Source organism: Streptomyces lomondensis (genome assembly GCF_014651035.1).
GTDB lineage: Bacteria > Actinomycetota > Actinomycetes > Streptomycetales > Streptomycetaceae > Streptomyces > Streptomyces lomondensis.
In genome coordinates, this window is sequence record NZ_BMWC01000016.1 from 26,247 (window position 1) to 49,915 (window position 23,669).

Annotated in this window: 17 protein-coding genes and 3 pseudogenes; 15 read left to right on the forward strand and 5 right to left on the reverse strand. The window is 71.1% G+C overall.

Going from position 1 to position 23,669, the window contains the following annotated elements; translation table 11 throughout:
- Window positions 1-98: 98 nt before the first annotated feature.
- Window positions 99-843: pseudogene (locus IE255_RS34980) on the forward strand (SDR family oxidoreductase).
- Window positions 844-898: 55 nt separating this feature from the next.
- Here the strand turns inward: IE255_RS34980 and alc are convergent.
- Both alc and allB read right to left on the reverse strand, forming a co-directional pair.
- On the reverse strand, window positions 899-2,014 hold the full coding sequence (alc, locus tag IE255_RS34985; RefSeq protein WP_190054445.1) for an allantoicase: 1,116 nt from the start codon (window positions 2,012-2,014) through the stop codon (window positions 899-901).
- Window positions 2,015-2,051: 37 nt separating this feature from the next.
- A complete protein-coding gene (gene allB, locus IE255_RS34990; protein WP_190054446.1) occupies window positions 2,052-3,389 on the reverse strand; it encodes an allantoinase AllB in 1,338 nt (445 codons plus the stop codon).
- A gap of 164 nt (window positions 3,390-3,553) precedes the next feature.
- On the opposite strand from allB, the gene IE255_RS34995 reads away from it, so the two are divergent.
- Together IE255_RS34995 and IE255_RS35000 are read left to right on the forward strand one after the other, a co-directional pair.
- Window positions 3,554-4,348 carry an IclR family transcriptional regulator gene (locus tag IE255_RS34995; RefSeq protein ID WP_190054447.1) on the forward strand — a complete coding sequence of 265 codons (795 nt, stop codon included), beginning with the start codon at window positions 3,554-3,556 and terminating at the stop codon, window positions 4,346-4,348.
- Window positions 4,345-5,016, forward strand: coding sequence for a DUF6304 family protein (locus IE255_RS35000; protein ID WP_190054448.1), 672 nt, complete (start codon window positions 4,345-4,347; stop codon window positions 5,014-5,016). The genes IE255_RS34995 and IE255_RS35000 overlap by 4 nt, the downstream gene beginning before the upstream one ends.
- A gap of 64 nt (window positions 5,017-5,080) precedes the next feature.
- Here the strand turns inward: IE255_RS35000 and IE255_RS35005 are convergent, their stop codons facing one another.
- Window positions 5,081-5,404: a DUF5955 family protein gene (locus IE255_RS35005; RefSeq protein WP_190054449.1), complete on the reverse strand. Its 324-nt coding sequence runs from the start codon at window positions 5,402-5,404 to the stop codon at window positions 5,081-5,083.
- Window positions 5,405-5,626: 222 nt separating this feature from the next.
- Here IE255_RS35005 and IE255_RS35010 point away from each other — a divergent pair, with 222 nt between their 5' ends.
- Both IE255_RS35010 and aceB read left to right on the forward strand, forming a co-directional pair.
- Window positions 5,627-6,241: a nucleotidyltransferase family protein gene (locus IE255_RS35010; protein ID WP_190054450.1), complete on the forward strand. Its 615-nt coding sequence runs from the start codon at window positions 5,627-5,629 to the stop codon at window positions 6,239-6,241.
- A 207-nt stretch (window positions 6,242-6,448) separates the two neighbouring features.
- The gene (gene aceB, locus IE255_RS35015; RefSeq protein WP_190054451.1) at window positions 6,449-8,074 is read left to right on the forward strand and encodes a malate synthase A; all 1,626 of its coding nucleotides are present in this window, start codon (window positions 6,449-6,451) and stop codon (window positions 8,072-8,074) included.
- 544 nt (window positions 8,075-8,618) lie between these two features.
- On the opposite strand, the gene IE255_RS35020 is transcribed toward aceB, so the two are convergent.
- Complete coding sequence (locus IE255_RS35020; RefSeq protein ID WP_190054452.1) at window positions 8,619-8,894, reverse strand: Rdx family protein; 276 nt, start codon at window positions 8,892-8,894, stop codon at window positions 8,619-8,621.
- Window positions 8,891-9,796 carry a HipA family kinase gene (locus IE255_RS35025; protein WP_190054453.1) on the reverse strand — a complete coding sequence of 302 codons (906 nt, stop codon included), beginning with the start codon at window positions 9,794-9,796 and terminating at the stop codon, window positions 8,891-8,893. The genes IE255_RS35020 and IE255_RS35025 overlap by 4 nt, the downstream gene beginning before the upstream one ends.
- Before the next feature lie 373 nt (window positions 9,797-10,169).
- Between IE255_RS35025 and IE255_RS35030 the strand changes: the two genes are divergently transcribed.
- From IE255_RS35030 to IE255_RS35065, 10 genes and pseudogenes are all read left to right on the forward strand, one after another.
- The gene (locus tag IE255_RS35030) at window positions 10,170-10,562 is read left to right on the forward strand and encodes a MarR family winged helix-turn-helix transcriptional regulator (RefSeq protein WP_229906727.1); all 393 of its coding nucleotides are present in this window, start codon (window positions 10,170-10,172) and stop codon (window positions 10,560-10,562) included.
- A 370-nt stretch (window positions 10,563-10,932) separates the two neighbouring features.
- Entirely contained in the window at window positions 10,933-12,273 is a 1,341-nt protein-coding gene (locus tag IE255_RS35035; protein WP_190054455.1) for an MFS transporter, read from the forward strand.
- A gap of 104 nt (window positions 12,274-12,377) precedes the next feature.
- Window positions 12,378-13,727 (forward strand): annotated as a pseudogene (locus IE255_RS35040) (glycoside hydrolase family 3 N-terminal domain-containing protein); the annotation flags it as partial.
- A gap of 154 nt (window positions 13,728-13,881) precedes the next feature.
- Window positions 13,882-14,046, forward strand: a pseudogene (locus tag IE255_RS40485) (fibronectin type III-like domain-contianing protein); the annotation flags it as partial.
- Between the two features lie 15 nt (window positions 14,047-14,061).
- Window positions 14,062-14,379: a hypothetical protein gene (locus IE255_RS39620; protein WP_229906729.1), complete on the forward strand. Its 318-nt coding sequence runs from the start codon at window positions 14,062-14,064 to the stop codon at window positions 14,377-14,379.
- Between the two features lie 35 nt (window positions 14,380-14,414).
- Window positions 14,415-16,877 (forward strand): glycoside hydrolase family 2 TIM barrel-domain containing protein, encoded by a 2,463-nt coding sequence (locus tag IE255_RS35045; RefSeq protein ID WP_190054456.1) that lies wholly within the window; start codon window positions 14,415-14,417, stop codon window positions 16,875-16,877.
- 68 nt (window positions 16,878-16,945) lie between these two features.
- Window positions 16,946-19,057, forward strand: coding sequence for a hypothetical protein (locus IE255_RS35050; RefSeq protein WP_190054457.1), 2,112 nt, complete (start codon window positions 16,946-16,948; stop codon window positions 19,055-19,057).
- Between the two features lie 120 nt (window positions 19,058-19,177).
- Window positions 19,178-20,362 (forward strand): sensor histidine kinase, encoded by a 1,185-nt coding sequence (locus IE255_RS35055; RefSeq protein ID WP_190054458.1) that lies wholly within the window; start codon window positions 19,178-19,180, stop codon window positions 20,360-20,362.
- Window positions 20,350-21,006, forward strand: coding sequence for a response regulator transcription factor (locus IE255_RS35060; protein WP_190054459.1), 657 nt, complete (start codon window positions 20,350-20,352; stop codon window positions 21,004-21,006). Before IE255_RS35055 ends, IE255_RS35060 begins: the two co-directional genes overlap by 13 nt.
- 249 nt (window positions 21,007-21,255) lie before the next feature.
- Complete coding sequence (locus tag IE255_RS35065; protein WP_190054460.1) at window positions 21,256-23,478, forward strand: MMPL family transporter; 2,223 nt, start codon at window positions 21,256-21,258, stop codon at window positions 23,476-23,478.
- The last annotated feature ends 191 nt before the right edge of the window (window positions 23,479-23,669 follow it).

A 23,669-nucleotide genomic window follows, 5' to 3' on the forward strand; every position in this document is an offset into this window, starting at 1 on the left:
CATCGCTGGGCCGTACGGCTCCTCGTCCGGCGGCCGCGCCCGGCCTCGACGTCCGTTCGCCGCCAGTGCCGGCCGCGCCGGGCCGCTGGGATGGACGCATGACTTCACAAGGAACTCTCGACGGCAAGGTGGCTCTCGTGACCGGCGGGAGCCGTGGCATCGGCGCGGCGACGGCTCTGCGGCTGGCCCGGGAGGGCGCGGACGTGGCCGTCGGCTACGTGCACGGCAAGGAGGCGGCCGAGGGCGTCGTACGGGCCGTGGAGGCGCTGGGGCGCCGGGCGGTGGCGCTGCGCGCGGACGCGGCGGACCCGGCCGAGGCGGCCGGTACGGTGGCCGCGGCGGCCGAGGCGCTGGGCGGGCTCGACGTCCTGGTGAACAACGCGGGCGTGGGCGTGCTCGGGCCGCTGGAGAGCCTGTCGCTCGCGGACGTGGACCGGGTGCTCGCCGTCAACGTACGGGCGGTCTTTCCTGGCCTCCCAGGCGGCCGCCGCGCGGCTGCCGGAGGGCGGGCGGATCATCACCGTCGGCAGCTGCATGGCCCAGCGGGTGCCGGGGCCCGGCGGGACGCTCTACGCGATGAGCAAGGCGGCGCTCGTGGGGCTGACGAAGGCCCTGGCGAGGGAGCTGGGCGGGCGCGGGATCACCGCGAACCTCGTCCACCCGGGTCCGGTCGACACCGACATGAACCCGGCGGACGGACCGTACGCGTCCGGGCAGGCGGCGATGACGGCGCTGGGCCGGTTCGGGACGGCGGACGAGGTGGCGTCGATGGTCGCCTACCTGGCCGGGGCGGCGTACGTGACCGGGGCGGAGTTCGCGGTCGACGGCGGACACGCCGCATGAGACACGTGGGGCGCACCGGTGCTGTCAGGCCGGTGCGCCCCACGGGGCGGGTGGGTCAGCCGCCCAGCTCCTGGTGCCGCGCCGCCAGCCGGCCGGTGCCCTCCTGGGTCAGGGAGCCGAACAGGCGCAGGCGGGAGATGCCGCCGTCCGGGAAGATGTCCACGCGCGCGTGCGTGCCGACGGCCGGGGCCGGGAGGACGAAGCGGTGATTGGTGTCGGGCTGGAGGCGGGTGCGGGGCAGGATCTCGCGCCAGTCGCCGTCCTCGCCGTCCTTGACGGACACCGACGCCCAGCCGGCGCTGTTGCCCTTGAGGTAGGCGGTGTCGATCTCCAGGGCGCGGATCTCGGCCTGGGCGGCCAGCCGGTAGCGGATCCAGTCGTGGCCCTGGTCGCGGCGGCGGCGGGTCTCCCAGCCGTCGTCCATCTTGCGGGAGCGGCCCGGCTGGATGGTGTTGGTGGCGGGCGAGTAGAAGAGGTCGGAGGCGTCCTCGACCCGGCCGCCGTTCTCCAGGGCGACGACGTCGAAGGTGCCCAGCGCCGCCAGCCACTCGGGGTCCGGGACGACCTCGCCGTACACGCGCAGGCGGGCGATGCCGCCGTCGGGGTGCTGGTTGACCCGCAGGTGGGTGAAGCGCTGCTCGACCGCGACGGCGAAGCCGTTCGCCGCGTGGCCGCCGACCGGGGTGCGCGGGACCAGGGTCGTCCACTTCACGTCGTCCCCGAGGAGCTCCTCCGGCGACGGCGAGCCCGGCACCGAGGTGCCCTCGACGGACACGGCCTGCGGGTAGTTGCCGCGGAAGTGGGCGGTGTCGACGACGATCCCGCGGATCACGCCGGGGGCGCCGAGGCGGACCAGCGCCCAGTCGTGGTCCTCCGCGGTAGGCCACGGGTGCTCGGCGGAGGCGCCCCGGCGGCGGCGCGTCTCCCAGCCGTCCATGATCTTGCCCTTGTGCCCGAAGTGCTCGGGGTCGAACTCGGCGCGCTCGGGCACCAGCAGGTTCTCGCGCTGGGCGAAGAACTCGTCGTTGGCGGCGATGACACCGGCGCCCAGACGCCGGTCGGCGAGGTTGGCGTGCCGGGTGAAGGGGAAGTCGGCGGTGCGGTAGTCCGCGTACGGGTCGCCGCCTCCGTAGGGGTTCGCGTCGCCGGTGAAGCTGGGAATCGCCGTCACGGTGATCAGATCTGCCTTTCGCGGTCTGGGGTGGGATTCAGTCGGTCCGGGTGAGGAGCTGCCCCTTCGGCTCGATGAACTCGCCGTCCGCGACGATGCGCTGCCCGCGCAGCCAGGTGGACTTCACGACGCCGTACAGGGTCCTGCCCGCGTACGCCGTGACGTGGTTGCGGTGCTGGAGGGCGGCCGGGTCGACGGTGAAGGTCTCGTCGGGGGCGAGGACGGCGAAGTCGGCGTCGCGGCCCGCCTCGATGGCGCCCTTGTGGCGCAGTCCGACCAGGTCGGCCGTCCGCGCGGACATCCAGCGGACCACGTCCTCCAGGCCGTGCCCGCGCCTGCGGGCCTCCGTCCACACCGCCGAGAGGCTCAGCTGGAGTCCGGAGATGCCGCCCCAGGCCGTCGCGAAGTCGTCGGTCTTGAGGTCGGCGGTGGACGGGGAGTGGTCGGTGACGACGCAGTCGATGGTGCCGTCGGCCAGGGCCTGCCAGAGCAGGTCCTGGTTCTCGGCCTCGCGGATCGGCGGGCAGCACTTGAACTCGCTGGCGCCGTCGGGGACTTCCTCGGCGGTGAGGGTCAGGTAGTGGGGGCAGGTCTCCACGGTGACGCGGACGCCCTCCGCCCGCGCCTCGGCGATCATGGGCAGGGCGTCGCTGGAGGACAGGTGCAGGACGTGCACGCGCGCGTGGAGGGCCTTCGCCTCGCGGATGAGCTGGGCGATGGCGCTGTCCTCGGCGTCCCGGGGGCGGGAGGCGAGGAAGTCGGTGTACTTGGGGCCGGGCCGCTGCGGGGCGGAGGCGAGGCGGTGGGGGTCCTCAGCGTGCACGATGAGCAGGCCGTCGAAGGCGGCGATCTCGGCCATGGTGCGGGCGAGCGGGTCCCGCTCCAGGTGCGGGAACTCGTCCACGCCGGACGGCGACAGGAACGCCTTGAAGCCGAAGACGCCGGCCTCGTGCAGCGGGCGCAGGTCCTTGATGTTGTCGGGCAGCGCGCCGCCCCAGAAGCCGACGTCGATGTGCGCCTTGTCGGCGGCGACCCGCTGCTTGGTGCGCAGGTGCGCGACGGTCGTGGTCGGCGGGAGGGAGTTGAGGGGCATGTCGACGAGGGTCGTGATGCCGCCGGCCGCCGCGGCGCGGGTGGCGGTCCAGAAGCCCTCCCACTCGGTGCGCCCGGGGTCGTTGACGTGCACGTGGGTGTCGACCAGGCCGGGCAGCAGGACGTGGTCGCCCAGGTCCTCCAGGCGCGCCCCCTCAGGGGCGGGCGCGTCGTACGGGAGGACGGCCGTGATCGTGCCGCCGGCGACCGCGACCGATGCGGCGCGCGTCCCCTCGGGAGTGATGACACGCGTCGAGCGGAGCACCAGTTCAGCGTCGGACACCCGAACCCCTTTCTTCAACGTTCTGTTGAAGGAGTCTTCACTCCCATTGCAGCCCCGTCAAGGGCACACTGCTACAGGGCACACCAGCACCCCACCCCCTGGACTTTTCCACGAAGCGGAATTAACATCCCGGGAAGCGAAATGCTACCCGAAAGGAACGCGCCGTGCCGTCCAGCGCCAGCACCACCGACTCCGTCCGGTCCTCCGCCAACGGCGGGGTCCAGTCCCTGGAGCGCGCCTTCGACCTGCTCGAACGGATGGCGGACGCGGGCGGCGAGGTCGGCCTGAGCGAGCTGTCCGCGAGCAGCGGGCTGCCCCTGCCGACCATCCACCGCCTGATGCGCACGCTGGTGGCCTGCGGATACGTACGCCAGCAGCCCAACCGGCGGTACGCGCTCGGCCCGCGCCTGATCCGCCTCGGCGAGTCGGCCGCCCGGCTGCTGGGCACCTGGGCGCGCCCCTATCTCGCCCGGCTGGTCGAGGAGACCGGCGAGACGGCGAACATGGCACTGCTGGACGGGGACGAGATCGTCTACGTGGCGCAGGTGCCGTCGAAGCACTCGATGCGCATGTTCACGGAGGTCGGCCGGCGCGTGCTGCCGCACTCCACGGGTGTGGGCAAGGCCCTGCTCGCCGGTTTCCCGCCGGAGGAGGTGCGCGCCCTGCTCGCCCGGACGGGCATGCCGGCCGCGACGGAGAAGACGATCACGACGCCCGACGGGTTCCTCGCGGCGCTGGAGGACGTGCGCCGCCAGGGCTACGCGATCGACGACAACGAGCAGGAGATCGGGGTCCGTTGCCTCGCGGTCTCGGTGCCCGACTCCCCCACCGCCGCGGCCATCTCCATCTCCGGCCCGGCCGGCCGGGTCACGGAGGCGGCGACGGAGAAGATCGTGCCGGTGCTCCAGCAGGTCGCCGGCGAACTGTCGGTGGCGCTCGCCAGCCAGAGCCCCGCGTGACGGGCTTACAGCACTGGCCCGGCCGGTACACCGACCGGCACGGCTCGCAGGAGGTCGTCTTCGAGTCCGACGGCCGGGAGCTGATCCGTACGACGATCCGGGGCGTCCTCTTCGAGGGCGACAGCATGGACACCCTGGGCGCGCAGGCCGGTGAGCCGCCCGCGGCGATGTTCCGGCTCCACGACGGCGACCTCCGCTCCTGCCTGCTGCAGTGGCGGCTGCCGCTGTCCGTCGAGTTCGCGGGGCAGGGCGTCCGGGAAGGGATGCTGCACTGCGCGCTGCGGCTGCCGGACCCGGCCGCGCCGGACGGGCAGAGCCTGGTCCTCACCCTGCGCCTCGACGGGCGGGAGTACGGCAGCCCGGACGACTGCGGCGACTTCGAGGAGGGCCTGTACGCGATCCAGCGCGAACTGCCCCCGGGCGCCCGGCTCAAGGCGTGCATCGCGTGCGCCTGGTCCGACTACAACCCGGTCGGCCACGGCCTGATGGCCGGTCTGGCCTGCTTCCGGGACGCCAAGGACCGCTACCGGCAGGTCGACGGCAAGCAGGGACCCCGGGGCATCTTCGCGATCTGGAAGGCGCACACCGAACTCGTCCAGGAGACCTGGCTCTGCGGCCGGTTCGAGCCCCGGGCCACGCACACGGGCTACCGGGGCTCCTTCCCGTAACGCCGGTCGAGCCAGGCCTCACCTCTAGCCCTGCCCGTAACGCCGGTCGAGCCAGGCCTCACCTCTAGCCCTGCCCGCGCACCGGCCCTCCGAAGAGGTCCACCGCCCGGCGGACCTCCGCCAGCCCGGGTGACAGCGCGCTCACCGAGCCGATCGCGCCGGCGATCAGCAGCAGGGAGCGGCGCAGCCGCGGGATCTCGGGGCTGCCGTCGGCGGCGATGGCGTCCAGGGCGGCCAGTTCCTCCTCGGCGATGCTCCGGTCCGCGAACTCGCCGGGATGGGCGGCGAGCCGGCGGCGCAGCCGGGACACGGCGGAGCGCAGCTCCGTCACGCGCGGATCCTCGCCGACCACGGGCCCTTGCCGCTTCTGCTCCACGCTCCGCAACACAGTCCTCCCCCTCGCACCTCGTCGTGCGTGCCCTTCCGACGCGAAGTCCCCCACACCGGGCACTGGTCGGACGCCCGGCCGGCCGGTGCGGGCGACAGTAAACGACGCGGGCCACCAGGCGCCAGTCCATTGCGTCATCGACTTGTTTCGCTGCGTGACTTTCCTGGCCTGAGGGCGCGAGACACCCGGAGCGCGCAAGCCCCGCTGCGGTATGCAGGTTCCATGACGACAAGGGAGACGACGGACGGGGCGCGTGCGGTTGCGGGGCTGCTGCTCGCCGCGGGTGGCGGGCGGCGGCTGGGCGGGCGCCCCAAGGCGCTGCTGCCCCACCGGGGGCGGCCGCTGGTGGAGCACGCGGTGCGGGTGCTGCGCGAGGGCGGCTGCGCCCGTATCCACGTGGTGCTGGGCGCGCAGGCGGACGAGGTGCGCGCGCGGGCTTCCCTGCCGGGCTGCGTGCTCGTCGACAACCCCGGCTGGGAGCAGGGCATGGGGACGTCCCTGCGGGCCGGGCTGGACTCGCTCGCCGGCACGGGCGCCCGGGCCGCCCTGGTCGCGCTCGTCGACCAGCCCGGCATCGGGCCGGAGGCGGTGTCCCGGGTGCTCGAGGCGTACGAGGGCGAGGAGTCGCTGGTGTCGGCCGCGTACGAAGGTGTGCGCGGCCATCCGGTCCTGTTCGGTGCCGCCCACTGGGCGGGCATCGCCGCGACTGCCACCGGGGACCGGGGGGCACGCGCGTACCTGAAGGAGCACGGGCCGGCGATCTCGCTCGTCGAGTGCGGGGACGTCGCCCGGCCCTTCGACATCGACACCGAGGCCGACCTGACCCACCTGGAGTGAGCGGGGTGGCACGGAGCGCCACCTTGCCTCGATCCGGAGAATCTCGACATCAACAGACGATTGAACTTCCACCATGAGGAAACTAGTATCCACTGTTCAGAAGCGCCCGAGGGCTCCGCGGGCGCCGAACGCCGTATCCGGGAAGACTGGCACCCGGTGCCGAACCGCCGGCTCGTCTTCACAGCTCGCTGAAGGAAGTGACCGTTCATGTCCGCTCCAGCGCCGTCCCCGCTGGCCATCGTCGACGCCGAGCCCCTGCCCCGGCAGGAGGAGGTCCTCACCGAAGCGGCGCTCGCCTTCGTGGCCGAGCTGCACCGGCGGTTCACGCCCCGGCGTGACGAACTCCTCGCCCGCCGCGCCGAGCGCCGCGCCGAGATCGCCCGCACCTCCACCCTCGACTTCCTCCCGGAGACCGCCGCGATCCGCGCCGACGACTCCTGGAAGGTCGCCCCGGCCCCGGACGCCCTGAACGACCGGCGGGTCGAGATCACCGGCCCCACCGACCGCAAGATGACCATCAACGCGCTGAACTCCGGCGCGAAGGTGTGGCTCGCGGACTTCGAGGACGCCTCCGCGCCCACCTGGGAGAACGTGGTCCTCGGCCAGCTCAACCTGATCGACGCCTACACCCGGAACATCGACTTCACGGACCCGAAGTCGGGCAAGTCGTACGCCCTGAAGGCGAACGAGGAGCTCGCCACGGTCGTCATGCGCCCGCGCGGCTGGCACCTGAACGAGCGTCACCTCGTCGACGCGGACGGCACCCCGGTGCCCGGCGCGCTCGTCGACTTCGGCCTGTACTTCTTCCACAACGCCAAGCGCCTGCTGGGCCTGGGCAAGGGCCCGTACTTCTACCTGCCCAAGACGGAGTCGCACCTGGAGGCCCGTCTCTGGAACGAGGTCTTCGTCTTCGCGCAGGACTACGTCGGCATTCCGCAGGGCACCGTCCGCGCGACCGTGCTGATCGAGACGATCACGGCCGCGTACGAGATGGAGGAGATCCTCTACGAGCTGCGCGACCACGCCTCCGGGCTGAACGCGGGCCGCTGGGACTACCTGTTCTCCATCGTCAAGAACTTCCGTGACGGCGGCGCCAAGTTCGTCCTGCCGGACCGCAACGCGGTGACGATGACCGCCCCGTTCATGCGCGCCTACACCGAACTCCTCGTCCGCACCTGCCACAAGCGCGGCGCGCACGCCATCGGCGGCATGGCCGCGTTCATCCCGTCCCGCCGGGACGCCGAGGTCAACAAGGTCGCCTTCGAGAAGGTCCGCGCCGACAAGGACCGCGAGGCGAACGACGGTTTCGACGGCTCCTGGGTCGCCCACCCCGACCTGGTGCCGATCGCCATGGAGTCCTTCGACAAGGTCCTCGGCGACAAGCCGAACCAGAAGGACCGGCTGCGCGAGGACGTCGACGTCAAGGCGGCCGACCTCATCGCGATCGACTCGCTGGACGCCAAGCCGACGTACGCGGGTCTGGTCAACGCCGTGCAGGTCGGCATCCGTTACATCGAGGCCTGGCTGCGCGGCCTCGGCGCGGTCGCGATCTTCAACCTCATGGAGGACGCGGCCACCGCCGAGATCTCCCGCTCGCAGATCTGGCAGTGGATCAACGCCGGCGTCGTCCTCGACAACGGCGAGACGGTCACCGCCGAGCTGGCCCGCAAGGTCGCCGCCGAGGAACTCGCCACCATCAAGGCCGAGATCGGCGAGGAGGCCTTCACGGCCGGCAACTGGCAGCAGGCGCACGACCTGCTCCTGAAGGTCTCCCTCGACGAGGACTACGCCGACTTCCTGACGCTGCCGGCGTACGAGCAGCTGCGCGGCTGACACCGCCCGACGCGCCCCGGTACCAGTTGGTGCCGGGGCGCGGTCATGGGCGTAGGACGGGCCGTTGCGGAGGTGCTTGAGGTCGAGTACGGCCTGGCAGCCTGCGCTCAGTCGCCCCAGTGATCACTCAAGAAGTGCTTTACCGAAGGCAGACTCGGGAACACCCGTACCAGATCCTCCGGCAGCCCTTTGACCTCGTGAGCAGGACCGACGAAACCGGCGTTCATTCCGGCGCGGAGAGCTCCTACGACATCCGCCGTGACTGAGTCTCCGACACCCCCCGGCAGCCGACAGGGGTGGTGAAACCCCGAAGCTGAGACCTCGTGCCTGTCATCACAACATAGTCAGGCGCGGCAGGGAAGAGGGCGGAGTGTCCGCGGCTCGAAAGGGTCCACGACTTCCCAGCGGGGTCGCCTCAGCCGGCTCAAGGTGCTTTCCGGACCTCGCTGTTCACGCCGAGACGAACGTGAAATCGGAGGCCGCACCGGCAACCGCCAACAGCATGTACTGCTTGCCGTCGACGGGGCTGGAAGGCTCAGCTGGGTCAGGCGGACCTGTCCGAGTGGCCAAGGGACTTCCCCGGGGCCACTCGGTCGCGTACGGCCTGCTTCACGGCCGTCGGCTCGGGGAAGCCCTGTTCGCGGCGGTCCCAGACGGCCTCGCCGTCGACGCGGACGACGAACACGCCGCCCTTGCCGGGCTTCAGGGCCAGTTCCGTCAGTTCGGCCTCGAAGGTCGTGAGCAGCTCCTGCGCCAGCCAGGCCGCGCGGGGCAGCCAGCGGCACTGGGTGCAGTACTCGATCTCGACACGGCCACTCATCCGAGGTGCACCGACCAATCCTGTTCGGCCGCGGGCTTGCCGTGCAGGTCGGGGACCTGCTTGAGCCATGCGGGGCGTCCTTGCTGGTTCCTCGCCGTCCGCCGGGCCTCCTCGGCGGCGAGTTCCTCCCGGCCGGGGAAGTCCGTGGGCAGCCACTGCCGCGAGGCGCGCACGCGCGCGTGGAGGTACGCCACGTAGGCCTCCCGGGCCTCGGCGGGCGAGGCGAAGTCGGTCAGCCAGGCATCCGGCACCTCCGCCACGATCTCCCGCAGCAGTTCCTCGGTCACCTTGGGCGCCAGTTCCGCGTCGGCCGCCCGCACGTCCGGGGCGTACTGGCCGAGGGCGTGGTGCCGGAAGTCGTAGGCCTTGGCGGGGTCGGTGCCGTCCCAGCGGTGGTGGAAGACGAGGGCGGCTCCGTGGTCGATCAGCCACAGGCGCGGGGGCGCGACGCCGAGGGTGGGCCAGATCATCAGGTTGGAATTGTGGACCGTGCGGTCGACGTTGGCGGTCAGGGCGTCCAGCCAGACGATCCGGCCGGCCTCCAGCGGGTCGACCCGGAAGGTCTTCGCCACCTCCGGGGTGAAGTCCCGGGCGCCCGGAAGGTAGTCCATGCCGAGGTTGACGCCGGCGCTCGCGCTGTGGAGGTCGCGCACCTCCTGGTGGGGCTCGCCGTCGGCGATCACGGGGTCGAAGTGCACGAGGACCAGCTCGGGGAACCGCAGTCCGAGGGCGCGGGCCAGTTCGCCCACGATCACCTCGGCGACGAGCGCCTTGCGGCCCTGCGCGGAGCCGGTGAACTTCACGACGTACGTCCCGAGGTCGTCCGCCTCGACTACGCCGGGGACGGAGCCGCCGGACCGCAAGGGTGTGATGTAGCGGGTCGCGATTACATTTTTCAGCATTTCCCCAGGCCATCCATCTCTCTAGCGGACTCGCAGGTCTCCGGCCCTGGGGAGAATCTGGGGAGTTTCGACTGGCATGCGGTTCTCCCTACTTCCTGAGCAGTCCGTCGATAGCAGTGCGCCCCTTGCCTCCGGCCTCCGGCATGAAGTGAGCATAGTAACCAGGGTGATCGCGGACGAGGAGTGCCCGAGCCACCGCGCCAAGGTCACAACGGACTCTCCGGCCTCCAGCATGATCGAGGCGTAGGTGTGCCGCAGCACGTGGAAGCCGTCCTTCGGGGCCGCCGCCCACTGCCAGGGTTTCGCTCCCTTGGCACGCGGCGGGATGACGCCGGCCTCGGCCGACGCGGGCTTCCAGGTGTAGGTGTTCCACGTGTTCACCGCGACGGCGTTGCCGAGTCGTGTGGTAATCAGCAGCGAAAACCACCACCGGACCACCAGCGTCCGCCCGGCCGAGGGCCTCTCGTTCACCTCCGGCGGGCTGACCCGACTGATCGCCCGCATGGAGGCGGCCGGCCTCCTGGTCCGCCACCCCCACCCCGACGACCGCCGGGCCGCCTTTCTTGAAGCGAGCCCCAAGGGCCGTGAACTGCTGGAGCGCGCCCTGGCCGCACATGTCCCACAGATCACCGCCGACCTGATGGAGCCGCTCACCCCAGTCGAGCGGATGATTCTGCGCGAGCTGGTGAGCAAGCCGCTGACCCACTCCGCTCGCGGCACGGTGCCGGAGCCGTCACGGCCGCGCCCCGGGCCGGGAAACCCTTAAGACCCGTTGAATCACGAGGCCGTTGGCCGACCCGTCTTACCACCGGAAGCCTTTGGGTGCGGGCCGGCGTCACCGACCCACAACGCAAGATGCCCTGTGGGCATCTCCCCCCAGGGCACCGCTACGGGTGACGACCAACCCGAGCAGACCGTGAGCTGACGAACCGGCACTGCCGCGACCACGGATCGGCCCGCCGCGACGACGGCGGGCCGACCTCCGCTTCGTTACCAGCCCGTTACGTTCCCGCCCTTGCCAGCCTCCTGACCGCTGCCGTTGAGTACTAACGCGCATTGGTAACGCGCATTAGCAGGGAAGTTGCCCTCTCCCGTCATGCGCAACGCATACCGCTCACCCCGAAGGCGAGGCCACCATGGCGCTCACTCCCTCTGAACCGCCGCCGACCGGCGGGCCCATCCTCGACAGCGCCCTCCCGACGGCCGGTGAACCGGCCGAGTCGGCGGACTCCGGTGACCTGCCGCAGGTGAAGGGCTCTTTCATCTGGCTGCTGGTCATGGCGATCTTCGGCGTGTACATCGCGTTCGTGACGCCGATCGCGATCTCCCTCGCGATCCGGGTCGAGCAACTGGCCCCCGCGCACGAGGAGTACCTCGGTTACATCACCGGCGCGGGCGGTCTCGCCGCCCTGCTGACGACGCCGGTGTGCGGGATGCTCAGCGACCGCACCGGCAGCCGGTTCGGCCGCCGCAGTCCGTTCCTGCTCGCCGGGACGGTCGTCGGTGTCGTCGCGCTGCTGGTGATGGCGGCGGCGCCCGGCATCCTCGTCCTCGGTCTCGGCTGGGTCCTGGCACAGGTGGGCTGGGGAACGGTCGTGTCACTGCTGATCGCCCTGCAGGCCGACCGGCTGCCCGAGTCCCAGCGCGGCAAGGTCTCGGGGCTGTCCGGCGTCGTCCAGCAGCTCGCGCCCATCGCCGGTGTCCTCATGGCGGGTGGCCTCACCGGGAACAACCTCCTGCTGTTCCTCGTCCCGGGGGTGTTCGGGGCGGTGGCCGTGATCGTGTTCGTCTGCCTCCTGCGCGAGCCTGACAGCCGCGGGATGACGGCGACGGCCGAGCCGCTGGACCTGAAGTCCCTGTCCCGCACTTACTTCTTCGATCCGCGCCGGAGCCCCGACTTCGCCTGGAACTGGCTCGGCAAGTTCCTGTTCATGTTCGGCGTCATCTTCAACACGACCTTCACCGCGTTCTTCCTGGCCGATCGGCTGGACATGACCGTCAAGGAGGTGTCGGGCACGGTCGCGGTCCTGGCAGGCGGTGGCGTCGTGGCCACGATGCTCGGCGCGGTCGGCGGCGGTTTCCTGTCCGACCGGCTGCGCCGCCGCCGCGCCTTCGTGCTGATCGGCGGCTGCGTGTACGCCTTCGGTGCGGTCGTCATGGCGGTGGCACCCGGACTGCCGCTGATCATCCTCGGCGCGGCGCTGGCGAACCTCGGCCTGGGCCTGTTCGCCGCCGTGGACCAGGCGGTCATGCTCGACGTGCTGCCCGAACGGGAGACCGACGCCGGCCGCTTCACCGCCATCTACGGCTTCTCCACCTCACTCCCGCAAGGGCTCGCCCCTCTCGTCGCGCCGGCCTTCCTGGCGATCGGCGCGGCGGGAGGCGACAAGAACTACACGCTTCTGTACTTCATCGCGGCGACCTGCAGCCTGCTCGGCGGCCTGGTGGTCGCGCTGCGCGTCAAGTCCGTCCGCTGAAAGGGACCGCCGTGAGCAACGACACCGCTGAGGCCCGCGATCGCGAGCGACACCGGAACGGCAAGGACCGCACGGACGGCGAAGTACGCACCGACGACAGGGTCATGGACATACCCGCCCTCCTGGCGGCCCTCACCTTGGAAGAGAAGGCCGCGCTGCTCTCCGGTGGGAGCTCGTGGGAGACGGCGGACGTCGAACGCCTCGGCATCCCCTCGATCGTGCTGACCGACGGCCCGCATGGTCTGCGCCTGCAGGACCCGTCCGCCGCACACTTCGATTTCGAAGCCGGCCTCCCGGCCACGTGCTTTCCCACGGCGGCGGCTCTCGCCTCGTCCTGGGACACCGAACTGCTCACCGAGGTGGGGCAGGCGCTCGGGGCGGAGAGCCGGGCGGCCGGTGTGGCGGTGCTGCTCGGTCCGGGCATCAATATCAAACGGTCGCCCCTGTGCGGGCGCAACTTCGAGTACCTCTCCGAAGACCCGCACCTCAGCGGCCGTCTGGGAGCGGCGCTGGTGCGCGGTGTACAGAGCAGGGGCGTGGGCGCCTCAGTGAAGCACTTCGCCGCCAACAACCAGGAGACCGACCGCATGCGGGTCAGCGCCCAGGTCGACGAGCGCACCCTGCGCGAGATCTACCTGGCCGCCTTCGAGCACGTCGTGACCAGCGCCGAGCCGTGGACGGTGATGGCCGCCTACAACAGGATCAACGGCGTCCACGCCGCGCAGAATCCCTGGCTGCTGACCGAGGTGCTGCGTGAGGAGTGGGGCTTCTCCGGGCTGGTGGTGTCGGACTGGGGAGCCGTTGCCGACCCGGTGGCCGCCGTCGCCGCGGGTCTGGACCTGGAGATGCCCTCCACGAACGGCGCCAGTGCGGCACGGCTCGTCGAGGCCGTCAAGGCCGCGCGGCTCGACGAGGCGGTGCTCGACCGGGCCGTGCTCCGGCTGCTCCAACTCCTTGAGCGTACAAAAGGGTTGAAGGAGCCTGCCGAGCACATCGACTTCGACCGGCACCACGCCCTGGCCAGGCGTGCCGCCGCCGAGTCGGCCGTGCTGCTGAAGAACGAGGGGGCGCTCCTACCGCTGAGCCCCGACGCTCCTACGACGGTGGCGGTGATCGGCGAGTTCGCCCGAACGCCGAGGTTCCAGGGCGCGGGCAGCTCCCGGGTCAGGCCCACCCGGGTCGACAACGCCTGGGAGGCGCTGAACGCGGTGGCCGGTGAGCCCCTTCGCCTGTTGTTCTCGCCCGGCTTCACCCTCACCGGAGAAGAGAACGGGACGCCGGTGTCCGAAGCGGTCGAAGCCGCCTCGGCTGCCGATGTGTCGGTCCTGTTCCTGGGGCTCCCCGAGGGCGAGGAGTCGGAGGGCTTCAACCGCACGCACATCGACCTGCCCGAGGTCCAGCTCGGCCTGCTGGAGGCGGTGGCACAGGTCAACCCCAACGTGGTGGTCGTCCTGGCCAACGGCGGAGTGGGACATGCAGGTCGGCCACCCCTTCGGGCACGGCCTGTTCTACACCACCTTCGCCTACTCCGACCTGCGCGCCGAGGTGGAGGGACAGGGCGAGGACGTCGTCGTACGGCTGCGCCTCACCCTGACCAACACCGGACCGATGACCGGCAAGGAAGTCGTGCAGGTCTACGTCCGCGACGTCGTGTCCTGCGTCGACCGCCCGATCCGCGAACTGAGGGCGTTCACCAAGGTGCGACTCGCGCCGGGGCAGTCCGCACCGGTCACCTTCGAACTGGGCGCGCGCGACCTGTCGTTCTTCAGCCCCGCCCACGGCCATTGGATGCTGGAGAGCGGCGACTTCGAGATCGGCGTCGGTGCTTCTTCCCGTGATCTGCGGCTGACCACCACCGTCACCGTCGACGCCCCTGCGCCCACCCGTCCCCTCAGCATGGAGTCGCCGGTCGGTGAGTGGCTGGCCCACCCGGAAGGCGGCCCCCGGCTCCGCGCGGCACTCGGCGCGATGGAGGGCTCGGGCGTCGCGACGGACCCCGAGATCCTCCGGATGGTCGAGTCGCTGCCGTTGAACCGGCTGGTGGCGATGAGCGGCGACCGCCTGGACACCACACGTCTCGGCCCGCTCCCCGACCGAACCCCTTGAGCAGCGGCTCACCCCCCTCACAGAGAGAAAGCCTCGTGATCCGAGTTTCCTTCAACGACGGCTGGCAGTTCCGGCCCAAGGTCAACCCGTTCGCCGAACTGTCCGGCCCCACTGCCCCGTTCCAGGACGTGACGCTGCCCCACGACGCGATGATCGGGCAGGACCGGGTCGCGCCGCGCGGCGAGGCCACCAGCGAGGGCGGCGCCGGGGCCTACTTCCCCGGCGGGGTCTTCGAGTACCGCAAGACGTTCTTCGTGCCCGAGGAGTACCGGGGCAAGCGGGTCCTCATCGAGTTCGAGGGCGTCTACCGCGACGCCACCGTGCACATCAACGGCGACTACGCCGGCCAACGGCCCTACGGCTACTCGCACTTCCGCGTCGACGCCGACCGCTTCCTGCGCTTCGGCGAGGACAACGAGATCCGCGTCGAGGCCCGGGCGCACGAGGACTCACGCTGGTACACCGGCGCGGGTATCTACCGCGACACCTGGATGCTGACCGGCGAACTGGTCCGTATCGCCCCCGACGGCCTCCGTGTCACCACCCCGGACATCGACGCCGAACGGGCGGTGGTCGAGGTGGCCACCACCGTGGAGAACGACTCGATGGCGATCCGTACGGGCGAGGTCGTCACCGAGATCCGTGACGCCGTCGGGACGGTGCTCGCCTCCGGCACCACGCAGGTGACGGTGATGCCCGGAGAGCCCGCGACCGCCCGCACGCGCCTGTACGTGAGCGATCCGGCGCTGTGGAGCCCCGGCTCCCCCGCCCTGCACACCGCCGAGGTGACCCTGAAGGACGAGGCAGGTGACATCGACGCCGAGAGCGTCACCTTCGGCATCCGCTCCCTCCGACTGGACCCCCGGCACGGTCTGCGCGTCAACGGCGAGACGGTCAAGCTGCGCGGCGCCTGCGTGCACCACGACAACGGCCCCCTGGGAGCAGCGACGTTCGCCCGTGCCGAGGAACGCCGGGTGCAGCTCCTCAAGGACGCCGGGTTCAACGCGATCCGGATGTCCCACCACCCGATGAGCAAGGCGATGCTGGACGCCTGCGACCGCGTCGGCATGCTCGTCGTGGACGAGGCGTTCGACATGTGGACGTCCGCCAAGAGCGGTTTCGACTACAGCCTGCACTTCCCGGAGTGGTGGGAGCGCGACATCGAGGCGATGATCGCCAAGGACTTCAACCATCCCAGCGTGATCATGTACTCGATCGGCAACGAGATCCCCGAGGCCGGTACGGCCGTCGGGGCCGTATGGGGGCGCAGACTTGCCGAGAAGGTCCGAGCGCTGGACGGCACCCGCTACGTCACCAACGCCGTCAACAACATGCTGGCCATCATGTCCGAGCTGCCCGCCCTCGTGCAGAAGGCACGACAGGCCAAGGGCGAGACCTCCAGCGAGGGCGCCGGTATCAACACCCTGATGGCCGACGTGGGCGAGGCGATGAACGCCATCAGCGCCTCACAGCTGGTGACCGAGCGCACGGCCGAGTCGTACGGCGTCCTCGACGTCGCCGGCATGAACTACTCCGACAGCCGCTACGCCATGGACGGCGACCTGTTCCCGGGCCGGATCATTCTCGGCACCGAGACCTTCCCCACCCGCATCGACACCTACTGGCGCCTGGTCGCACAGAACGACCACGTGATCGGCGACTTCACCTGGACCGGCTGGGACTACCTGGGCGAGGTCGGCATCGGCCGCCCCCAGTACCTCACCCCCGAGCACCCCAAGCCCACTCCCACGGCGGACTACCCCCACCTGACGGCCGACTGCGGCGACATCGACATCACCGGCCACCGCCGCCCCGTCTCCTACTACCGCGAGATCGTCTTCGGCCTGCGTACGCAGCCGTACCTGGCCGTCCAGCGACCCCAGCACCACGGCAAGGCGTTCGCGGGCATGCCATGGGCGTGGACCGACGCCGTCTCCAGCTGGACCTGGCCGGGCTACGACGGCCGGCCGGTCACCGTCGAGGTCTACAGCGACGCCGACGAGGTCGAACTGCTCGTCAACGGCCGCTCCCTCGGCAGGCTCCCGGTGGGTGAGGACCACCGGTTCCGCGCTGACTTCGACACCGTCTACGAGCCTGGCGAACTGCTCGCGATCGCCTATCGCGGCGGCGTCGAGACCGGCCGCCACCTCCTGCGGTCCGCGACCGGCCCGGTGCTCCTGCGCGCGCAGGCCGACCGAGCGATCATCACTCCCCACGTCGGCGACCTCGCCTATGTCACCCTCGCCCTGACCGACGCGGGCGGCACGCTCCACACCGCGGCCGACAGGGAGGTGATGGTGGAGGTCACGGGCGACGGCGTCCTGCAGGGCTTCGGTAGCGCCGCCCCCTCCACCGAGGAGCGTTTCGACACGACCGTACGCCGCACCTACCAAGGGCGCGCCCTGGCCGTCCTGCGTCCCACCGGCATCGGCAAGATCCACCTCCGCGCCACCGCCCCGGGCTGCGAACCGGTCGAGACCGTGATCGGGGTCGAGTGAGCCCGCGCCGGAATCCCACCGCAGAGCCCTTCCGCCCCGCCCAGACCGTCCATCAGGAGCAGCACCCGATGATCGACCGGGAGTCCGTGGTCCGCCGCCACACCGTCGAACTGACCCGTCCGGACCCCTCTCATGTCCTGACGGTCGGCAACGGCGACTTCGCCTACACCGCCGACATCACCGGCATGCAGACCTTCACCGCCTACCACGACCAGGCCACCGCCTGGTCGGAGGGCCGGCTGGCCGTCAACACCGCGACCATGTCGACGTGGGGCTGGCATGCGATGCCCAACCCCGAAGGCTTCGTGCTCGCCGATGCGATGTCCACCTACGACACCCCCCGCGGGCCCGTTCAGTACCCCGACAAGTTCGACATGACGGCCACGTTCGGCGGTCAGGTGGCCGACGAGTACCGCGCGGGCACCTGGCTCCACGGCAACCCCCACCGCCTCGATCTCGGCCGCATCGGACTCCTCCTCCGTCCGAGCCCGGACGCCGCCCCGGAGGCCGATCCCGGCGTGCTCACGAACCCGCGCCAGCGCCTCGACCTGTGGACCGGCGTGCTCACCAGCGTCTTCGAGTACGCCGGACACGAGGTGCGGGTCACGACGGTCGCGGACCCGCACCACTCCCGGGTCGCTTTCCGTATCGAGTCGGACCTGCTCGCCGACGGCCGGGCCGCCGTCGCCATTCGCTTCCCCTACGCCAGCGACGGCTTCTTCCAGACCTCCGACTGGACGGCACCCGACCACCACCGCACGAGCCTTGACCGGGTCGACGAGCGGACCTGTGTCTTCGACCGGGTTCTCGACGACACGTCGTACTCGCTGCGCCTCGGCTGGTCGACGCGCGGCCAGGTGGAGGTGACCGATGACCCGCACGAGTACGTCCTGTCGACCCCCGCCGGCACTCTGGAACTCGTGGCCGGCTTCTCACCGGGCGACGGAGGGGAGGCCGGACGGGACGGGTTCGACTCGATCCGCGCCGCGGCGCAGGCATGGTGGCACGCCTTCTGGACCTCGGGCGCGGCCATCGACCTCTCGGGCAGCACGGACCCGCGGGCGCACGAGCTGGAACGCCGGGTGGTCCTCTCGCAGTACCTGACCGCGGTGAACTGCTCCGGCATGACGCCGCCACAGGAAACGGGCCTGGTCACCAACTCCTGGCACGGCAAGTTCCACCTGGAGATGCACTTCTGGCACGCCGCGCACTTCGCCGCGTGGGGCCGTCCCGAACTCCTCGAACCGAGCCTGGAGTGGTACCTGTCCATCCTCGACACGGCCCGTGACACCGCGCGGCGGCAGCAGTACGACGGAGCCCGCTGGCCCAAGCAGGTCGGGCCGGACGGCCGTGAGAGCCCGTCCGACATCGGATCCCTGCTCGTCTGGCAACAGCCGCACCCGCTGTATCTGCTCGAGCTCCTCTATCGGGGCCGTGCGGACGAATCGCGCAAGGAACTGGTGGAGCGCTTCGCCGAACTGGTCGAGGAGACGGCCCGGTTCATGGCCTCGTTCGTCGAGGACCGCGACGGCACCTACCACCTGCCCGCCCCGCTCGTGCCCGCGCAGGAGTTCTACGACGCCAGGTCCACGGAGGATCCCACGTTCGAGCTGGCCTACTGGTGGTGGGGCCTGGAGATCGCCCAGCGCTGGCGCGAGCGCCTCGGTCTGCCACGGCACACTCAGTGGCGGCGGGTCCAGGACGGTCTCGCTCCGCCCCGCCGGGACAGGGGCGTCTACGCGGCGATCGGGACGGAACCGTACCTGCGCCGCGACGACCACCCTTCCCTGCTGTGCGCCCTCGGCGTGGTGCCCCGGACACCCCTGATCGACCCCGAGGCGATGGAGGCCACCCTCCTCGACGTCCGCGACGACTGGGACTGGAACAGCGCCTGGGGCTGGGACTTCCCCGTCATGGCCATGACCGCGACCCGTCTCGGCCGTCCCGACCTGGCCATCGACATGCTGCTCACGGACACCCCGAAGAACCAGTACGCGCCGACCGGCCACACGCCGCAGATCGGCAGCCTTCTGCCGATCTACCTTCCCGCGGGCGGCGCCCTGCTCGCCGCCGTGTCCCTCATGGTGGCGGGCTGGGACGGCGCCGGCGACGATGTGCCCGGCTTCCCGAAGGACGGGAGCTGGACGATCCGGCACGAAGGCTTCACGCCGTGGCCGTGACCGGCGGGCAAGGCGGAGCAGAGCCCACTCGCGGACGCCCTCATGGTGTAGCCGGCTACACCATGAGGGCGGTGGCCTGCTCTCCCGTATGTCCGGAAACAGCCGCCTAGGGTGAGTGGCATGTGGAAGACGTCGGTCAGGGCTGCCCTGGCCACCGTGCAGTTGGCCAAGTCGGTGGCCATGACCTTCGGGCTGTGCCTCTTCGTCTGTGTGCTCCAGATCGCGGTGATCGGCACGCTGGTGGTGGTCGGTGCCTGGCTGTTGCCTGAGACCGTGCTGCTGATCCGCAGGATCGCGGGCGCCAAGCGCAAACAGGTCGCCGGCTGGAGCGGCCGGGAGATCCCGGAGGCGTATCGGCCCCTCACCGGTGGCCTGCGCGAACGCCTGCGGGCCGCGGTGCGCGACCCCGGCACGCTGGTCGACCTGCGCTGGATGGCTGCCTGTTACGTCTACGGCTGGCTCGGCCTGCTGGCCGTGCCGCTGTGGGCGGTCGGTGCCGTCGTCGACGGCGTCCGGTGCGGCCTGCTGCGCCGCGACGCGGTCGTACTGCCGCTGATCGTGCGGCTGGCCGACCTGGACGCACGGTGGTCGACGGCACTGCTCCGGCCCGCTCCCAACGCGCTGCTCGCCGCACGGGTCGAGGAACTGACCCAGACCCGGGCGGGTGCCATCGCGGCGCACGAGGCGGAACTGCGCCGTATCGAACGGGACCTGCACGACGGCGCGCAGGCCCGCCTGGTCGCTCTGTCCATGCGCGTCGGCCTCGCCAAGCGGGCCTACGACCAGCAGCCCGAGGTCGCCCGCAGGCTTCTGGACGACGCGCAGGAGCAGGCCGAGGCCGCGCTGACCGAGCTGCGGCAGGTGGTGCGCGGCATCCACCCGCCGATCCTGTCCGACCGGGGCCTGGTGGGTGCCGTCCGGGCCCTCGCGGCCGGCAGCAGCCTCGATGTGACGGTGCAGGTGGACGGGTTGGGTGATGGGGGGCCCAGAGCGCCGGCCGCGGTCGAGTCGGCCGCCTACTTCGCCATCGCCGAGGCACTCACCAACGCCGCCAAGTACAGCGGTTCCCCGCGGGCGACCGTCCGCCTCGAACGTCTCCGCACCGGCCTGCGGGCCGTCGTCCAGGACGAGGGACTGGGCGGCGCTGGTGGCACCGCCCAGGCATTCGGCTCTGGGGGGGATTCCGGCGGCACGGGGCTGCTGGGCATCCGCCGCCGGGTCGCCGCACTCGACGGCACCGTGACCGTAACCAGCCCTGTCGGAGGACCGACCGTGATCGTCGTGGAGTTGCCGTGCGTGTGGTGATCGCTGAAGACAACGCCCTGTTGCGCGAGGGTCTCGTGCTGCTGCTCACCTCGTCGGGACACGACGTGGTGGCTGTCGCCGCCGCGGAGCCGGAGATTCTGCCCGCGCTCCTTCAGCACCGCCCGGACGTGGCCGTGCTCGATGTGCGCATGCCTCCCGGATTCCGCGACGAGGGCCTGCGCGCCGCCCTGGCAGCCCGTGAGCGGATTCCCGGGCTGCCGGTGCTGGTGCTGTCGCAGTACGTCGAGGAGTCCTACGCCGCCGAGTTGCTGAGCGGTGGCGGCAGCGGAGTCGGATACCTGCTCAAGGACCGGGTGGGCCGGGTGGAGGAGTTCCTCGACGCGCTGGAGCGGGTGGCGGCCGGTGGCACGGCCCTCGATCCCGAGGTGGTGGCCGAACTGCTCACCAAGCGCCGTAACTCGCCGCTCGACTCGCTCACTCCTCGGGAACGCGAGGTGCTGAAGCTCATGGCCGAGGGGCACGACAACACGACCATCGCCCAGACGCTCGTGGTGACGGAACGGGCCGTCCACAAGCACATCGGCAACGTCTTCCTCAAACTGGGCCTCCCGCCCAGCGACAGCGGTCACCGCCGGGTCCTGGCCGTCCTGACCTACCTGAAGGCCCTGCCGACAGTCGACTGAACCCGTCCGCACGTACGACCGCCGCCTGCCGCGCCCCGGCATGCGGCGGTCGTGCGTTGCGCCACCCGCGCCGCTCGGACGGTGTAGCGGGCTACACCATCGGTTCGGGAGTGCGCTCCCTCGTGAGGACCGGCCGCGAACGGGATCGTGGAAGACATCGAGGCACCCTCCTGGATCCGCCCGCAGCGGAGGAGAGAAGCCTCGCGTCCCCTGTGTTCCGCACCTCTGATGTGGAGGCTTTCTCCCGCCATGGCAACTTTCCTGTACAGCCTGGGCCGCGCGGCCTTCCGGTGGCGAAAGCTCGTCACCCTCGCGTGGATCGCGATCATGGTCGCCGTCGGCCTCGCCGCGGCCAAGGCGCCGGCGGCACCCGACGACGGGTTCGCCATGCCGGGCATCGAGTCGCAGAAGGCGCTCGACCTGCTGGAGGAGCGGTTCCCCGACTCGGGAGCCGACGGCGCCACCGCTCGCGTCGTGTTCATCGCCCCGAACGGCGACAAGGTCACCGCGAACGAGAACAGGAAGACGATCGAGGCGTTCGTCGACGAGGCGGCCGACGGCTCGCGGACCGCCTCCGTCTCGGACCCCTTCACGACGAAGGCGGTCAGCAAGGACGGCTCCGCCGCGTATGCGACCGTGACGTTCACCGCGGACTCCGGCGACCTCACCGACGCCGACAAGAAGCACCTGGAAACGGCGATCGACCACGCCAAGGCCGGCTCCTTGACGGTCGAGGTCGGCGGAGACGCGCTGGCGACCCAGCCGTCCGCGGGCGGCTCGGCCGAGGCGATCGGCATCGGCATCGCCGCGGTCGTCCTGCTGATCACCTTCGGCTCCCTCGCCGCCGCCGGGCTGCCCCTGCTGACCGCGATCATCGGCGTCGGCATCAGCATGGCCGCCATCATCGCGCTGGGCAGCACCTTCGGCCTGTCCCTCACCACCGGCACCCTCGCCTCGATGCTGGGCCTGGCCTGCGGCATCGACTATGCCCTGTTCGTCGTCTCCCGCTTCCGCGAGGAGCGCGCCAAGGGCCACACGCCCACGGAAGCCGCCGGGCTCGCCGTCGGCACCGCCGGGTCGGCCGTCGTCTTCGCCGGCCTGACCGTCGTCATCGCCCTGGCCGGCCTGTCGGTGGTGGGCATCCCGATGCTGGCCAAGATGGGCCTGACCGCGGCGGGCGCGGTACTCATCGCCGTCCTCATCTGCCTCACCCTGGTCCCCGCCCTCCTCGGGTTCTGGCCCAACGCCGTTCTCTCCCGTGCCGTACGCAAGGGCACCCGCACGGCCAATCGCGCCGACAACTCCGGCGAGCACAACGGCGGCACCCGCTGGGCCCGGCTCGTCGTACGCCGCCCCCTGGCCGTGCTCCTGCTGGGCGTGGTGGCCCTGGGAGCGCTCGCGATCCCTGCGGCGGACCTCCAGCTGGGCATGCCCGGCGCCGAGTCCAAGCCGACCACGACCACCGAACGCCGCGCCTACGACGCCCTCGCCGACGGGTTCGGCCCCGGCTTCAACGGGCCTCTGACGATCGTCGTCGACACCAAGGGCTCCACCGACCCCGAGGCCGCCGTCACCACCGTCACGCGGAAGATCGCCGCCACCGACGGGATCGTGTCCGTCTCCCCCGCCAACTTCAACCAGGCCGGCGACACCGCGGTACTGTCCGCCACCCCGGCCACCAGCCCCACCGACGCCCGCACGATGGACCTCGTCCAGACCATCCGTGACGAACGCCCCGCCGTCGAGCGGCAGACCCGGGCAACGTACGAGGTCACCGGCAGCACCGCGATGAACATCGACGTCGCCGAGAAGTTCCAGTCCGCGCTCGTGCCCTACCTGATCGTCGTGGTCGGCCTGGCCGTGGTGCTCCTCATGCTGGTGTTCCGCTCCATCCTGGTCCCTGTGAAGGCCGCCCTCGGCTACCTGCTGTCGGTCCTCGCCGCCCTCGGCGCCGTCGTCCTGGTCTTCCAGCACGGCTACGGTGCGGAACTGCTCGGTCTGGAGACCACCGGCCCGATCATGAGCATGATGCCGATCTTCCTGGTGGGCATCGTCTTCGGACTCGCCATGGACTACGAGGTGTTCCTCGTCTCCCGCGTCCGGGAGGCGTACGTCCACGGCGACCGGCCCGGGCAGGCGGTGGTCTCCGGGTTCCGCACCAGCGCCCGTGTCGTGGTCGCCGCCGCCCTCATCATGATCGCCGTCTTCTCCGGGTTCGTCGGCTCCGGCGAGTCCATGATCAAGACCATCGGGTTCGGACTGGCCGCCGCGGTCCTCTTCGACGCCTTCATCGTCCGCATGGCCATCGTCCCGGCCGTCCTCGCCCTGCTCGGCGACCGCGCCTGGCACCTGCCGGCCTGGCTGGACCGGCTGCTGCCGAACGTCGACGTCGAGGGGGAGGCGCTCACCCGCAAGCACGCCGCTCCCGCGGCGGAGTCCCGGCACCAGGCGCCCACTCCGGTCAGCCCGTAATTCCATACGACCCGGTGGCCGCTCCTCGGAGGGGCCACCGGGTGCGGGGGCACTGAAGCGGCGGCGCCCCCGCACCCGTCGCGCCCCTGGGGACGGGGAGCGGCGGGTCCCGGGCCTGGCGGCGGCAACCCCCTGACCGCCGCCGGGCCCGGCCAGTCCTCGAAACAGCCGCCCGTTGCGTGATCGTGATG

Coding starts and splice junctions, on each gene's coding strand:
- IE255_RS35010 (WP_190054450.1), top strand. CDS start 5,627: ATGACGACAAGGGAGACGACGGACGGGGCGCGTGCGGTTGCGGGGCTG.
- aceB (WP_190054451.1), top strand. CDS start 6,449: ATGTCCGCTCCAGCGCCGTCCCCGCTGGCCATCGTCGACGCCGAGCCC.
- IE255_RS35020 (WP_190054452.1), bottom strand. CDS start 8,894: ATGAGTGGCCGTGTCGAGATCGAGTACTGCACCCAGTGCCGCTGGCTG.
- IE255_RS35025 (WP_190054453.1), bottom strand. CDS start 9,796: ATGCTGAAAAATGTAATCGCGACCCGCTACATCACACCCTTGCGGTCC.
- IE255_RS35035 (WP_190054455.1), top strand. CDS start 10,933: ATGGCGCTCACTCCCTCTGAACCGCCGCCGACCGGCGGGCCCATCCTC.
- IE255_RS39620 (WP_229906729.1), top strand. CDS start 14,062: ATGCTGGAGAGCGGCGACTTCGAGATCGGCGTCGGTGCTTCTTCCCGT.
- IE255_RS35050 (WP_190054457.1), top strand. CDS start 16,946: ATGATCGACCGGGAGTCCGTGGTCCGCCGCCACACCGTCGAACTGACC.
- IE255_RS35055 (WP_190054458.1), top strand. CDS start 19,178: ATGTGGAAGACGTCGGTCAGGGCTGCCCTGGCCACCGTGCAGTTGGCC.
- IE255_RS35065 (WP_190054460.1), top strand. CDS start 21,256: ATGGCAACTTTCCTGTACAGCCTGGGCCGCGCGGCCTTCCGGTGGCGA.